Below are 13,241 nucleotides of genomic sequence, written 5' to 3'. Positions count from 1 at the left end.
CGTCAGCGCAGGACCGGTGCGCCCGCCACGTCGGCGAGCCACTGGTCGGCGAGTTGCTTGAGCGTGCCGTCCTCACGAAGCGCGTCGACCGCGGCACTGACGCAGGTGGTGAGCGGGGAGCCCTTGTCGAGGACGAGTCCGAACTGCTCGGGCGTACCAGCCTGCTGCTCGATCTGGCCGACGATCACGGAGTTCTCGATCTCGGCGGAAGTCATGTAGAACGCCGTGGGCAGGTCGACCACGAGGCCGTCGATGGCGCCGTTCTGGAGGGACTGCTTGGCGTTGTCGTTGTTGGGGTAGACCCGCGGCTCGACGGTGGGCTTCACCACGTCGGTGATGACGTTGTAGCTGGTGGTGTTGACCTGGGCGCCGAGCCGGGCGTTCTTGAGGGCGGCCACGGAGCCGGCCTTGGCGATCTTGGACGACTTCAGGGCGATGACCGCCTGGGTCGCGTCGTAGTACGGCGTACTGAAGTCGACCGCCTTCTTGCGCTGCTCGGTGATCGTGAACTCGTTGACGTCGAAGTCGAAGTCCTTGGGGCCCGGCTGGATGGCGGCGTTGAAGCGCACGCGGGCCCAGGTGACGTCGCTCCTGGCGAACCCGAGCTCCTCCGCCACCGCGTAGGCGACGGCCGACTCGAACCCCTTGCCGTTGGTCGGGTCGTCGTCGACGAACCACGGCTCGTAGGCCGGCTGGTCGGTCGCGATCGTGAGCTTGCCGGGGGTGCGGGTCCGCAACGACTCCTTGGCGCACGCGGCGGCGGTCGAGGCGGACGGCGAGGCCGAGCCCGAGGCTTCCTTGGACGGTCCACCAGCGTCCGACGTGGAGTTGTCCTCGGGCGCGCAGGCGGCGAGGGCGGCGAGGGCGAGGAACGCGGCCAGGCCGCGGAACAACCCGACACGAGGGCGCATGAGGCGATCTCCAGATGATCAGCGACGTGAACGTCGCAAGGATACGGCCCGCCCCAAACCCGGTTTTCGGGCCCAACTTCGGAGTCATCCCGGGACCATGATCAAGTCCGAGAAACTGTTCACGGCGCCCCGTCTTGGTCAACGATTTCTCGGACTTGATCACGGTCGCGCCCGGGGCCGGGCCGGGATTGGATGCTGCTGGGGGTTCTCCCGCGGCTGACGTCCACGCCGCCCTGGCCGCGATGGTCCACCCGCTTCCAGCGGTGGGCTCTGCCGACCGATACGACACTAGACTCGCGTGCCTGGACCCGGGCCCACCTGAGGTGGGGCCGGATCGACACTGGGTCCGGCCGCGAGTGGTGAAGGAGGCGTTGCGTGAACGGCATGGCGCAGCCCGACAACGCGAGCTACTACGCGACGTATACGACGGTTCTGACGGTCATCCTCGTCGGGGTGGCCTTCGCCGCCGCGGCCTTCGGCGCCAACCGGCTGCTGCGGCCCACCCGCCCGACCCGCGAGAAGCTGCTCACGTACGAGTCCGGCGTCGATCCGGTCGGTGAGGGTTGGGCTCAGACGCATGTCCGTTACTACGTCTTCGCGTACCTCTATGTGGTTTTCGCGGTGGACGCGATCTATCTGTTCCCCTGGGCGACCGTCTTCGCGGCGCCCGGTTTCGGGTGGGTGACCCTGGTGGAGATGTTCGTGTTCCTGGGGTTCATCGCCGTCGGCCTGCTCTACGCATGGCGCAAGGGGGTGTTGACATGGACCTGACCTCGCCCGAGACTCCGCCGGTGCCCAACGGTCAGGATGCGCCGAACGGTCAGGATGCGCCGAACGGTCAGGATGCGCCGAACGGTCAGGATGCGCCGGACGGCGCCACGACGCAGCGATCGGTTGATCTGCCGATGCCCCAGGTGGGGGCGCCGTCACTCGGGATGTTGTCGAAACTCGCGCCGGAGCCGTTGAAGTTCGTCCTCAACTGGGGCCGGCGCTGGTCGCTCTGGGTGTTCAACTTCGGGCTGGCCTGCTGCGCGATCGAGTTCATCGCCTCGTCGATGTCGCGGCACGACTTCATCAGGTTGGGCGTGATTCCGTTCGCGCCGGGGCCGCGCCAGGCCGACCTCATGGTCGTGTCGGGGACAGTGACCGACAAGATGGCGCCGGCGATCCGCCGTCTCTATGAGCAGATGCCCGATCCGAAGTACGTCATCTCGTTCGGGTCCTGCTCCAACTCCGGCGGGCCCTACTGGGACTCCTACTGCGTCACCAAGGGAGTCGACCAGATCGTCCCGGTCGACGTCTATGTGCCTGGTTGTCCACCCCGCCCCGAGGCGCTGCTCCAAGGGATCATCCGGCTCCAGGACAAGATCGCGGGCGAGTCGCTGAGTAGCCGGTACGCCGGTGCGACGCCTCCGAGGCGCGGTCCGGCCTCGCTGTTGCGGCGGCCACTGCGAGGTGGGACGCCATGAGCTGGGCGGAGCGGGCCCGCGACCACCTCGCGTCGACGCTGGACGTAGAGGTCCGGCTGGACGAGGGGTTCGGCCCGCCGACGATCGACGTACCAGCCGACCGTTGGGCCGACGCGCTCACCGCCGTACGTGATGGCCTGGGTTGTTCGTACTTCGACTGGCTCTCCGCTGTCGACGAGCTCGAGCAGGGGTTCGCGGTGGTGTGCCACCTCGCGGCCCTGGGTGCACCGGACGCGGCCGCCGTCGAGCACCTCCTCATCCGTACCCGCGTTCCCCGCGACGCCGCGCGGCTGCCGACCGCGATCGGGGTGTACGCCGGCGCCGCCTGGCACGAACGCGAGACCCACGAGATGTTCGGCATCGAGTTCGCCGGCAACGACGCCTTGACACCGTTGCTGCTGCCGGATGAGTTCGAGGGGCATCCGCTGCGCAAGGACTTCGTACTCGCGGCCCGGGTGGCGAAGGCCTGGCCGGGTGCGAAGGAGCCGGGGGAGTCCGACCACGACGCGGCCCGGGCACCGAGCCGCCGCCGGGTGGCGCCGCCAGGTGTGCCCGCCGCGGAGGCGTGGGGTCCGCGCCCGCCGGGTTCGCCCGCGCCCGATCCGCTGGCGGTCGCGGCACCGGCGCGTCCGGTCCGGCGGGCGGCGCGGCCACCACGGGCGCCGCGGACCGCCACACCGTCCGACCAGGAGAGTGCGGGCGATGGCTGACGTCCTCGAACTCCTCCTGCGGGTCGGCTGCGTCTTCGTGGCGTTCCTCGTCCTGCCCCTGCTCGTCGGCCAGACCGAGCACAAGGTGATGGCCCACATGCAGGGCCGGCTCGGTCCGATGTACGCCGGTGGCTTCCACGGCTGGGCGCAGCTCGTCGCGGACGGCGTGAAGTTCGCGCAGAAGGAGGACATCGTCCCGGCGAACGCCGACCGGCGCGTCTTCCAGCTCGCGCCCGTCCTGGCGCTGATCCCTTACCTGGTGGCCCTGGTGGCGATCCCGCTCGCACCCGGCCTGGTCGGCGCGGAGCTCGAGACCGGACTCTTCTTCGTCCTCGCGGTGATGGGCATCGGCGTGCTCGGCTCCCTCATGGGCGGCTGGGCGAGCGCCAACAAGTACAGCCTGCTGGGCGCGTTCCGCTCCGCTGGGCAGCTGCTGGCGTACGAACTCCCCTTCGTGCTCGCCGCCGCGAGCGTCGCGATGGCGGCGGGGACCCTCTCGCTGACCGGCATCGTCGAGGCGTGGCAGCCCTGGTGGCTGCTCTGGCAGCTGCCCGGGATGCTCGTCTTCTTCGTGGCGGGGTTGGCCGAGCTGCACCGACCGCCGTTCGACATGCCGGTCGCCGACGCGGAGATCATTTTCGGGCCGTACACCGAGTACACCGGGATCCGGTTCGCGTTGTTCCTGCTGGCGGAGTACGCCGGGATCGTCGTCCTCGCGGCCCTGACGACCGTGTTGTTCCTCGGCGGCTGGCACGGGCCGTTCTCCGACGCACTCGGCTGGCTGTGGACGCTGCTCAAGGCGTTCGCGGTGGCGTTCGTCGTGATCTGGGTGCGGGTGGCCTATCCGCGGTTGCGTTCCGACCAGCTCCAGCGCCTTGGCTGGCAGGTGCTCGTACCCCTCGCGCTGGTCCAGCTCGCGCTCACCGGCGTCGTTTCGGTGGTGATCTCATGAACGGGAAGGTGGTGTGGTGATGGCTGAGCTACCCGGCAAGGGCCTGGTGCACGGGCTGAAGGTGACGTTCGACAACCTCACCCGGCGTTCGATCACGCAGCAGTATCCCGACGTCAAACCCGACCTGCCGCCGCGGACCCGGGGCGTGATCGCGCTCTTCGAGGAGAACTGCACGGTCTGCATGCTCTGCGCCCGCGAGTGCCCGAGCTGGTGCATCTACATCGACTCTCACAAGGAGACCGCCCAACCGAGCGAGCCGGGTGCGCGCGAGCGGAGCCACAACGTGCTCGACCGGTTCGCGATCGACTACTCGCTCTGCATGTACTGCGGCATCTGCGTCGAGGTCTGCCCGTTCGACGCGTTGTTCTGGTCGCCGGAGTTCGAGTACGCCACCACCGACATCGCTGACCTTACGCATGAGAAGGACACGCTGCGGGAGTGGATGTGGACCGTGCCGGCGCCACCCGCGGTGGACGACGGTGCGGAGCCACCCAAGGAGCTCGGGGTTGCGGAGAAGGCCGCGGCCCGGGTCCGCCCGCGCTCGGAGGAGGATGCGCGGTCTGGCCCTGAGGCCGGGGCATGAGCGAGCGCAGCGAGCGAATCATTCAACACAGCGCCATGAGCGAGCGCAGCGAGCGAACCATCAAGCACAGCGCCACGCCCGCAGCGAAGCGAGGACGCGCATGAGCACGGTCCGGGTGCTGTTCGTGCTGCTGGGCGCGGTCGCGGTCGGCTCGGCTCTCCTCGTCGTCACCACCCGGCAGATCGTGCACGCGGCCCTCTGGCTGGTGGTGACGCTCGGCGCGCTGGCCGGGTGTTTCCTGTTGCTGACGGCGGAGTTCGTGGCCTGGGTGCAGGTGCTGATCTACGTCGGAGCGGTCGTCGTCCTGCTGCTGTTCGCCCTCATGCTCACCCGGGCGCCGACCCGTCCGGACCCCGCTGCCAGGACCCCGAACGCGTGGTTCGCCGCCGTGGTCGCGGCCGCGGTGGCGGGGGTCCTCGTCACGACGCTCGTGGCGGGCTTCTCAGGCGCTGTCATCGACCTGGATCGAGCGGAGATCGGCGGCGCCCGGGTGACCGGCGGTGCGGTCTTCTCCACCTGGGTCCTGCCGTTCGAGGTGCTGTCCGTCCTCCTGCTGGCGGCGCTCGTCGGGGCGATCGTGCTGTCCCGGCGCGACGTACCCAACCGTCCGCGGGACGCCGAAGCAGCAAGGGACACCGAACCAGCAAGGGACGCTGACGACCGGGAAAGGAGCAGCTCCTGATGCCGCTGCTCTTCCCGCTGGTCGTGTCGGCGCTGTTGTTCGCGATCGGGGTCTACGGCGTTCTGGCCCGGCGCAACGCGATCCTCGTCCTGATGGGCGTCGAACTCATGCTGAACGCCGTCAACCTCAACCTGCTCGCGTTCGACGCCTGGCATCGCGACACCCTGCACAGCGGGCAGATCCTGGCGCTGTTCACCATCACGATCGCCGCCGCCGAGATCGGGCTCGGGCTCGCGATCGTCCTGCTGCTCTTCCGTACCCGCCGGCAGATCAACCTCGACGCCGTACGCGAACTCGCCGACCGCGAGGACACCGACCGCGAGGACGCGGAGGTACGCCGATGACCGCCCTGCTCGTCGGCATCCTCGCGCCGTTCGTGGCCGCCGTTGTCGCGCTCGGGCTCGGCCGCCGCCTGCCGCGGCTGGTTGCCCCGGTCGGTGTCGCCGGTGCGGCCGTCGCGTTCCTCACCTCCTGGGCGGTGGTGGGCGCCGACCTCGCGAGCGACCTCGGCACCAGGACGACAACGCTCGCCCACGTCCCGACCGGCGGGCTGGCGTTCGACCTCGCGTTCCGCGTCGACGGTCTCTCGGCGCTCGTCAGCCTCCTCGTCGCGAGCGTGGCGCTGGCCGTCCAGATCTACTCCGTCGACTATCTGCGCGGCGATCCGCGCTATCCCTCCTACGTCGCGTTCGTGTCGTTGTTCACCGCCGCGATGCTGCTGGTGGTGGCCGCCGACGATCTCCTGGTGCTGCTGGTCGGCTGGGAGGTGATGGGCATCTGCTCGTACTTCCTTATCGGCCACCACTGGGAGCTGCGCGAGGCCCGGGACAGCGCGGTGAAGGCGTTCCTGGTCACCCGTCTGGGCGACATCGGCTTCCTGTTCGGCATCTTCGCGCTCGGGCTCGGCGCCGGCAGCTTCCGCATCTCCGAGGTCCAAGAGGCGGCTGTCAATGGTCAATTGACAACGGGTACGGCGACGCTCGCCACCCTGCTGCTGCTCGCCGGCGTGGTCGGCAAATCGGCGCAGTTCCCCTTGCACGTCTGGCTTCCTGACGCGATGGCCGGTCCCACGCCGGTGAGCGCGCTCATCCACGCGGCGACCATGGTGGCGGCCGGGGTGTTCCTCGTGGCCCGGCTGCTCAGTGTCTTCCAGGCGGCCCCCGCGACCCTCGCGATCCTCGCGGTCATCGCGGCGATCACCATGGTGGGGTCGGCGCTGGCGGCGCTCGCCGAGGAAGATGTCAAGCGCGTCCTGGCATGGTCGACAGTGAGCCAGCTCGCCTACATGCTGGCCGGGCTCGCCGCGGGCGGCTACACCGCCGGGGTCCTGCTCCTGTTGGCGCATGGTGCGTTCAAGGCGCTGCTGTTCCTGTGCGCGGGGGCGGTGATCCATGCGGTCGGCAGCAACCTGATGTCGGCGATGGGTGGCCTGCGCCGCGCGCTGCCGGTGACGTTCGTGACGATGACGATCGGTCTCGCGGCGCTGGCCGCGCTGCCACCGCTGTCGGGGTTCTTCGCCAAGGACGCCGTGCTCGGGGCCATCCAGGAGGCGGCGCTTCACGGCGGGCCGCTGCCGGTGGGCGCCGCCTGGGTCGCTCTGCTCGCGGGGTTCGGCACGGTCGCCCTGACGGCGGCGTACTCCACCCGGCTCTGGCTGCGGGTCTTCTTCGGCCCGCGGACGGTGCCCGTGCCGGACGAACCCGCGCACCTCGCACCCGGACACCCGGGGCCAGGGCACGCCGGGGCAGGGCACGCTGGGGCAGGGCTAGCCGAGGCTCCGGCGCTCATGCGGTGGCCGTTGATCGTGCTCGCCGTACCCTCTGCGCTCCTCGGATTCGTGGCCTTCGCGCCCGGCGCGTGGGCCAGCTGGCTCGGGGGCGGTGGGCCGGCGGTCGCGTCCGCTCCGGAGCTGATCCACGTGGGTACGACGGTGGGGTCGGTGCTGCTGGCGCTCGTGTCGAGCGGCCTGGTCGTGTGGACCTGGCGGCGGCACGACGCCCGTGACCCGGCGGTGCTGCTCGGTCGGGCCCGGCCGTTCCTCCAGCAGGGCTTCCGGATCGACGACCTCATCGCGGCGTACGTCGTGCGGCCGGTGTGGGTACTGGCCCGGGCGGTGGTCGCCGGTGACCGTGACGTCGTCGACTTCTACGTCCACGGATCGGGACGTGCTGCCCACTGGCTCGGCGGGACCCTGCGCCGGGTCCAGACCGGCAACGTCCAGACGTACCTCACACTGCTCCTCGCCGGTGTGGTCCTGTTGGCCGTCGCTGCCCTGGGGGTGATCGCGTGAGTGAAATGCCTTGGTGGCTGCTGTTGTTGATGCTGCTCTTCTCCAGCCTCAGCGTGCGGGTGGCCTCGTGAACGCACTGCTGTGGCTGTTGCTCGCCGTCCCGCTGGTGGGTGCGGCTGTCGTGGTCGGGCTGCCGCGGCTGGTCCCTGAGTCCATCGCAGCACGGATCGGTGCGGCCGTCGGCGCTGTGACCCTGGTGCTCGCCGTGGTGCTCGCGGCCGCCTTCGACTACGGCGCGGCGCAGCGGGTGCAGTTCGTGACGGACGTGCGCTGGATCCCCGCCATCGACGTGCGCTGGCACCTCGGTGTCGACGGCATCTCGCTGCCAATGGTGCTGCTGACCGCGCTCCTGGCGTTCCTGTGCCTGCTCTACACGACGCGGATCGCACCCGAGGTTGGTCGGACCAGAGGGCTGGTCGGACTGGTGCTCCTCCTCGAGGCCGGGATGCTCGGGACGTTCGTGGCGTTCGACCTGATCGTCTTCTTCCTGTTCTTCGAGGTCGTCCTCATCCCGATGTGGTTCGTGATCGCGGTCTGGGGAGATCCGCACGACGAAGAGGAGGGGGCGGGCGGGGATGGGCGGAGCACATCCGGCGGCGGGGTAAACACAGGGAGGCGGCGGGCCGCCACGACGTTCATCCTCTACACGCTGCTCGGCAGCGCGATCATGCTGCTCGGGTTCCTGCTGGTGTACGCGCAGACCGGGACCTTCGACATCACCGTGCTGGCGGAGCGGGGCGGGCGCGGGATCGCAATGGGCGCGCAGGTCCTCGCGGCCGTCGCGATCGGCCTCGGCCTCGCGGTCAAGAGCCCGCTGTGGCCGCTGCACACCTGGCTTCCCGATGCGCACGCGAAGGCCCCGACGGTCGGGTCGGTCCTGCTGGCCGGTGTCCTGCTGAAGATGGGCACCTACGGCTTCGTCCGGGTCTGGCTCCCGGTGGTCCCGGACGGCGCTCGGGTGGTCGCGCCGTACCTCGCGGGCCTCGCGACAGTCGGCATCCTCTACGGCGCGCTCGCCTGCCTGCGCCAGACCGAGCTCAAACGGCTGGTGGCGTACTCCTCTGTCGGGCACATGGGGTTCGTCCTGCTCGGGATCGCGACACTCACGCCGGTCGGCGTCAACGGCGCGATCTTCGCGGGAGTCGCGCACGGTCTCATCACCGGCCTGCTGTTCTTCCTGGCCGGTGCGATCAAGGACCGGCATGGCACGGGCAACCTGACCGATCTCGGTGGCGGGCTGTACGCGCGGATGCCGAGGCTCGGCGGGCTGTTCGTTTTCGGCGCGGTGGCGAGTCTGGGCCTGCCGGGGCTCGCGGGGTTCTGGGGCGAGATGCTCGCGCTCTTCGGTGCGTACCAGCCGGACGCCGCTCTGACCCGCACGACGTACGCCGTCCTCATGGTGCTGGCCGGGCTCGGTGCGGTCCTGACGGCGGCGTACTTCCTGGTGCTGGTACGCCGGATGTGCCAGGGCGAGGACACCATCGGACCGCGCCTGTCCGTGGTGCGGGACGTCACCGCGATCGAGGTGTGGACCTGGGCGCCGCTGGTCGCGCTGACCATCGCGCTCGGGTTGTACCCCAAGGCGGTGCTGGCCCTCACCACGCCGGCCGTCGAACTGCTGGTGGGGAGGTGACGGGTGTGGGCGCTGCCGCTGTAGTCGCTGCTGCCGGCACTGCCGGTACCACCGCTGCTGCCGGGACCGCCGGGGCCGCCGTGACTCAGCCGGTGGACTGGGCGGTCATCGCGCCGCCGCTGGTCGTCGCGCTGACCGCGATCGCGGTCCTCGTGGTCGACGCCTTTCTGCGGGGCTCGCGCGCTCGGGGAGCTGGCGGGGTTCCTGCCACGACCTGGATCGCACTGGTCGGGCTGTTCGCCGGCCTGCTCCTCCTCGTGCCGCTGCTGGGCGAGCGGCGTGGGGTCTTCTGCTCTGGGACTGGGACTGGGACTGGGGCTGGGCATGGCGGCGGGGCCGGGGCTGGCGCTGTCATGGGGGAGTCGTGTTCGTACGTCGTCGACTCGACCACGCTGGTCTTCCAGCTCATCGCCGCCGGTGGGGCCATGCTGGTCGTCCTGCTGTCGACGCGCGGCACGCTCGGGGAGCGGATCCCGATCGGTGAGTACCTCTTCCTGCTCCTCGCCTCGGCGAGCGGCGCCATGACGTTGGCCGGGGCGCGGGACCTCATCACCTTGGTGGTCGCGCTCGAGGTCGTGTCGCTGCCGGCGTTCGCGCTGGTCGGCCTGCGGGGTGGAGACAAGCGCGCGGCCGAGGCGGCGCTGAAGTTCTTCCTGGTCTCGGTCGTGTCGGTCGCGGTGATGTTGTTCGGGATCTCGCTGGTGTACGGCGTGACGGGGAGCGTGTATCTCGGCGAGATCGCCACGGCGCTGGCCTCCGGTGCGGAGCCGGTAGGAGTCGCCGCGGTCGGGGTGGTGCTCACCCTGGTGGGGCTGGGCTTCAAGGTGGCGGCGGTGCCGTTCCACTTCTGGGTACCCGACACCTACGTGGGTGCTCCGGTGCCGGTCGCGGCGTACCTCTCCGTCGTCTCCAAGGCCGCCGGCCTTGTTGGGCTGCTGGTCGTGGTGAGCATGGGGTTTCCGTCGTACGCCACGGTGTGGGCGCCCGCGCTCGGTGTGCTCGCGGCCCTGACCATGACGCTCGGGAACCTGGTGGCGCTGCGGCAACGCAACGCCGTCCGCCTGCTGGCCTGGTCGAGCATCGCGCAGGCGGGGTACCTCCTCGTCCCGCTGGGTGCGGTGGCGGGCGTGGCGGGTAGGTCGGGTACGGCGGCGGGTGTCGCGGGGCCTGGGCCGGACGCTGCGGGGTCGACTCCGGTCCTCGCCGCGACCGTCGCGTACCTCCTCATCTACGCGGTGGTCAACCTCGGTGCGTTCGCGGTGGTCGCCTGGGTGGCGGGTGGGCGGGGTACGCACGAGCTGAGCGACTACCGCGGGATGTTCTGGTCTGACCCGCTGCGGGCCTGCGCGTTGGCGTTCTTCCTGCTGGCGCTCGCGGGGTTGCCGCCGGGTGTGGCCGGGCTCTTCGCGAAGGTCGTGGTCTTCCGGGCCGCGGTCGACGGGGGAGCTGGGTGGCTCGCCGTGGTGATGGCGGTGAACGTCGTGATCGGGCTGGCCTACTACCTGTACTGGACGGCGCTCCTCTTCGCCACGCCCGCGGACGTTCCGGCCTCGGCATCGGCAGCTGCCCCGGCGCCGGCTTCGGTTGCGGTGGCTGCCCGCGCACCCGCCTGGCCGGCGAACGTCGCGATCGCGGTGACCGCGACGCTGGGCGTCGTACTCTCCGTGGCCCCCGGTCTCGCTCTCGACGTACTCCGCCAACTGCGCCTGCCGTTCTGATCGGGAGGCTTTGGGTGGGCACGGGGCGTCGCAGTGGTTGCTGGTCCGCCGAGAAGAGTGGGAGTCTCAGCCGCGTGGGTGAAGGTCTCGAACACGCAGGTACCCAGCACGTGGGTACCCAGGAGGTGCTGGTCTTCGGTGCCGGCCCGGCCGGTCTCGCCATCGCGATTGACCTGGCCCGGCGAGACGTCGGCGTACGCGTTCTCAACCCGCGCTCGCGTCCCGCGGTTGAGTCGCCGGAGTGCGCCCTGAGCGCGCGGGGCCGGGACGTACTCGCTGATCTCGGCGTCCTCGACCGGTTGCCGTCGGCCAGCGCTGCCGAGTCAGGAACGATCGTGCTCCCGAGCCGGGAGGTGGAGCGGGCCCTGCGGGAGCGGCTCGCGGAGTTCGGCGTCGCGGTCGAGCAGGACACCGGCGCTCGCTCGCTGGGGCAGGACAACCATCCCGACGCCCGCGAGACCTACGTCATCACCACCACGCCCGGCAATGTTGACCGCTTCCGCGACGGGCGGAGGTTCGCCCTGGGTCACGCCATGGCCGGCCCGCGCGCCGGAGGCCCGGATACCGGGAGCGTGGATACCAGGAGCGTGGATACCGCAAGCGTGGATGTCGGGCTGCAGGACGCGTACAACCTCGGCTGGAAACTCGCCGCCGTGCTGTGCGGCGCCGGTGACGCGCTCCTCGACAGCTACGAGGCCGAACGCCGTCCAGCCGAGGTTGCCCCGGAGCGCGGCGCGGTTCCCGAGGCGCCGAAGCGGTCGTGGCTGCCGTTTCGACGCCGGCGTTCCGCCCAGCTGGACCGGCTCGGGGCGCACTATCGCACCTCGCCGTTGAGCCAGAATCTCGGCGGCAAGCGGGTGCTGCTGCGCGCGGGCGACCGCCTACCTGACCTCCGGCTGTGGAGCGTCCGGGACGCCCGGGAGATCCGTTTGCTCGACCTCCTGCGCGGCACCCATTGGACCGTCCTGGGGCTGGGTTCGGTGACGGCCGAGGCTGTCACGTCGGTCAGGCTGCGCTTTGGTACGGCCGTACACAGCGAGGTGATCAGTGGGGGCTCGGGGGTGCCCGGGGTGACGCTGCTCGATCAGTTCGGTGATGCTCGGCGGGCGCTCGGACGCCGGGGCGGAAGCGTTCTCGTCGTACGTCCCGACGGCTACCTTGGGCTCCGGTGCGGGCCGGTCGCCGAGATCGCGGCGGCGTACCTGGAGGACCTGATCCCCGGCACTCCGGCGGATTTTCGTCGCAGCTAAGCGGCGGATAAGCGGTGGAAGCTGGCCACCTTTGTCGTACAGCGCGCGGGTTCGGGGCTGCGCGCAAGCGACCTGCTGGGGCTGATGTAACGCTGTAACGCGGCGGGTCCGGGAACGCTCCTGGCTGATGGCGGCGTTCTCGGGATGGAGGTCAACCGTCCGGATGCATGATCGCGCTCACTGCCACCGCAACCAGCTCAAGACCACGCTGCTCCTTGTCGTGTTGTCCGTGCTGGTGCTGCTCGTAGGGCGATCGCTTGGGGGACGGTTCGGGCTCACTGTGGCGTTCGTGCTGGCGCTGGCGATGAACACCGGCGCCTACTTCTGGAGCGATCGGATCGCGCTCCGGTCGATGCGGGCCTATCCCGTCAGCGAGGCCGACCACCCCGAGCTCTGCCGGCTGGTCCGGGAGCTCGCGATGACGATGCGGTTGCCGATGCCGGCGGTGTACGTATCGCCGACGGTGACGCCGAATGCGTTCGCCACCGGCCGGAACCCTCGACGGTCGGCGGTTTGCGTCACCGAGGGTTTGCTGGGGTTGCTCGACCGGCGGGAGTTGCGGGCGGTGCTCGGGCACGAACTCGCACACGTGGCCAACCGCGACATCCTCGTCTCGTCCGTGGCAGCGGCGCTGGCCAGCATGATCATGTACGTCGCGCAGTTCGCCTGGCTGCTGCCGTTCGGGCGCTCGACCGATGGAGAGGACGACGCCAATCCGCTGGGTGCGTTGCTGCTGCTCGTGCTCGGACCGGTTGCCGCGTCAGTCCTCCAGTTGGCGATCAGCCGCTCGCGGGAGTACGAAGCGGACACGACCTCGGCTCAGGTGACCGGAGACCCGATGGCGCTTGCGGGGGCGCTGCGCAAGCTGGAGTTGACGACGCGTCAGGCGCCGTTGCCACCCGACCCTGAGCTGCGGAGCACGGCAGCACTGATGATCGCGAACCCGTTCCGCGTCAGGGGGTTCGTACGCATCTTCTCGACGCACCCGCCGACTCGCGAGCGGATCGCTCGGTTGGAGCGGCTGGCCGGCTACCGCCGCTGAA

General features: G+C 70.2%; 12 protein-coding genes and 1 pseudogene. 12 read left to right on the top strand and 1 reads right to left on the bottom strand.

What is annotated here, in order from left to right:
- Positions 1–2: 2 nt before the first annotated feature.
- Complete coding sequence (locus tag B141_RS0127265) at positions 3–911, bottom strand: ABC transporter substrate-binding protein (protein WP_020578363.1); 909 nt, start codon at positions 909–911, stop codon at positions 3–5.
- A 384-nt stretch (positions 912–1,295) separates the two neighbouring features.
- Between B141_RS0127265 and B141_RS0127260 the strand changes: the two genes are divergently transcribed.
- The 12 genes and pseudogenes from B141_RS0127260 to B141_RS0127205 all read left to right on the top strand — a co-directional run bounded on the left by B141_RS0127260 (position 1,296) and on the right by B141_RS0127205 (position 13,240).
- Entirely contained in the window at positions 1,296–1,682 is a 387-nt protein-coding gene (locus tag B141_RS0127260; protein ID WP_040422459.1) for an NADH-quinone oxidoreductase subunit A, read from the top strand.
- A complete protein-coding gene (locus B141_RS0127255) occupies positions 1,673–2,380 on the top strand; it encodes an NADH-quinone oxidoreductase subunit NuoB (protein ID WP_020578361.1) in 708 nt (235 codons plus the stop codon). Before B141_RS0127260 ends, B141_RS0127255 begins: the two co-directional genes overlap by 10 nt.
- Positions 2,377–3,090 carry an NADH-quinone oxidoreductase subunit C gene (locus B141_RS0127250; RefSeq protein ID WP_020578360.1) on the top strand — a complete coding sequence of 238 codons (714 nt, stop codon included), beginning with the start codon at positions 2,377–2,379 and terminating at the stop codon, positions 3,088–3,090. Before B141_RS0127255 ends, B141_RS0127250 begins: the two co-directional genes overlap by 4 nt.
- Positions 3,083–4,042, top strand: a complete 960-nt coding sequence (gene nuoH, locus B141_RS0127245) for an NADH-quinone oxidoreductase subunit NuoH (RefSeq protein WP_026257611.1) — start codon at positions 3,083–3,085, stop codon at positions 4,040–4,042. Before B141_RS0127250 ends, nuoH begins: the two co-directional genes overlap by 8 nt.
- Positions 4,043–4,187: 145 nt before the next feature.
- Positions 4,188–4,415 (top strand): annotated as a pseudogene (locus B141_RS51750) (4Fe-4S binding protein); the annotation flags it as partial.
- Positions 4,416–4,725: 310 nt separating this feature from the next.
- Entirely contained in the window at positions 4,726–5,307 is a 582-nt protein-coding gene (locus B141_RS0127235; RefSeq protein ID WP_020578357.1) for an NADH-quinone oxidoreductase subunit J family protein, read from the top strand.
- A complete protein-coding gene (nuoK, locus tag B141_RS0127230; RefSeq protein WP_020578356.1) occupies positions 5,307–5,651 on the top strand; it encodes an NADH-quinone oxidoreductase subunit NuoK in 345 nt (114 codons plus the stop codon). The genes B141_RS0127235 and nuoK overlap by 1 nt, the downstream gene beginning before the upstream one ends.
- Positions 5,648–7,597, top strand: coding sequence for an NADH-quinone oxidoreductase subunit 5 family protein (locus B141_RS0127225; protein WP_020578355.1), 1,950 nt, complete (start codon positions 5,648–5,650; stop codon positions 7,595–7,597). The genes nuoK and B141_RS0127225 overlap by 4 nt, the downstream gene beginning before the upstream one ends.
- A gap of 67 nt (positions 7,598–7,664) precedes the next feature.
- On the top strand, positions 7,665–9,230 hold the full coding sequence (locus tag B141_RS0127220) for a complex I subunit 4 family protein (RefSeq protein ID WP_020578354.1): 1,566 nt from the start codon (positions 7,665–7,667) through the stop codon (positions 9,228–9,230).
- Between the two features lie 5 nt (positions 9,231–9,235).
- On the top strand, positions 9,236–10,948 hold the full coding sequence (locus tag B141_RS0127215; RefSeq protein WP_020578353.1) for an NADH-quinone oxidoreductase subunit N: 1,713 nt from the start codon (positions 9,236–9,238) through the stop codon (positions 10,946–10,948).
- Between the two features lie 74 nt (positions 10,949–11,022).
- Positions 11,023–12,198 carry an FAD-dependent monooxygenase gene (locus B141_RS52365; protein WP_020578352.1) on the top strand — a complete coding sequence of 392 codons (1,176 nt, stop codon included), beginning with the start codon at positions 11,023–11,025 and terminating at the stop codon, positions 12,196–12,198.
- A 163-nt stretch (positions 12,199–12,361) separates the two neighbouring features.
- Positions 12,362–13,240 carry a M48 family metalloprotease gene (locus tag B141_RS0127205; RefSeq protein WP_020578351.1) on the top strand — a complete coding sequence of 293 codons (879 nt, stop codon included), beginning with the start codon at positions 12,362–12,364 and terminating at the stop codon, positions 13,238–13,240.
- Position 13,241 lies beyond the last annotated feature (1 nt).

This window comes from Actinopolymorpha alba DSM 45243 (assembly GCF_000373925.1).
Lineage (GTDB): Bacteria > Actinomycetota > Actinomycetes > Propionibacteriales > Actinopolymorphaceae > Actinopolymorpha > Actinopolymorpha alba.
This window is presented reverse-complemented; position numbering and strand designations above follow the sequence as displayed.

Excerpts from the sequence above, each read along its gene's own strand:
- B141_RS0127265 (WP_020578363.1), bottom strand. The coding sequence starts at position 911 with ATGCGCCCTCGTGTCGGGTTGTTCCGCGGCCTGGCCGCGTTCCTCGCC.
- B141_RS0127260 (WP_040422459.1), top strand. The coding sequence starts at position 1,296 with ATGGCGCAGCCCGACAACGCGAGCTACTACGCGACGTATACGACGGTT.
- B141_RS0127255 (WP_020578361.1), top strand. The coding sequence starts at position 1,673 with ATGGACCTGACCTCGCCCGAGACTCCGCCGGTGCCCAACGGTCAGGAT.
- B141_RS0127250 (WP_020578360.1), top strand. The coding sequence starts at position 2,377 with ATGAGCTGGGCGGAGCGGGCCCGCGACCACCTCGCGTCGACGCTGGAC.
- nuoH (WP_026257611.1), top strand. The coding sequence starts at position 3,083 with ATGGCTGACGTCCTCGAACTCCTCCTGCGGGTCGGCTGCGTCTTCGTG.
- B141_RS0127235 (WP_020578357.1), top strand. The coding sequence starts at position 4,726 with ATGAGCACGGTCCGGGTGCTGTTCGTGCTGCTGGGCGCGGTCGCGGTC.
- nuoK (WP_020578356.1), top strand. The coding sequence starts at position 5,307 with ATGCCGCTGCTCTTCCCGCTGGTCGTGTCGGCGCTGTTGTTCGCGATC.
- B141_RS0127225 (WP_020578355.1), top strand. The coding sequence starts at position 5,648 with ATGACCGCCCTGCTCGTCGGCATCCTCGCGCCGTTCGTGGCCGCCGTT.
- B141_RS0127205 (WP_020578351.1), top strand. The coding sequence starts at position 12,362 with ATGCATGATCGCGCTCACTGCCACCGCAACCAGCTCAAGACCACGCTG.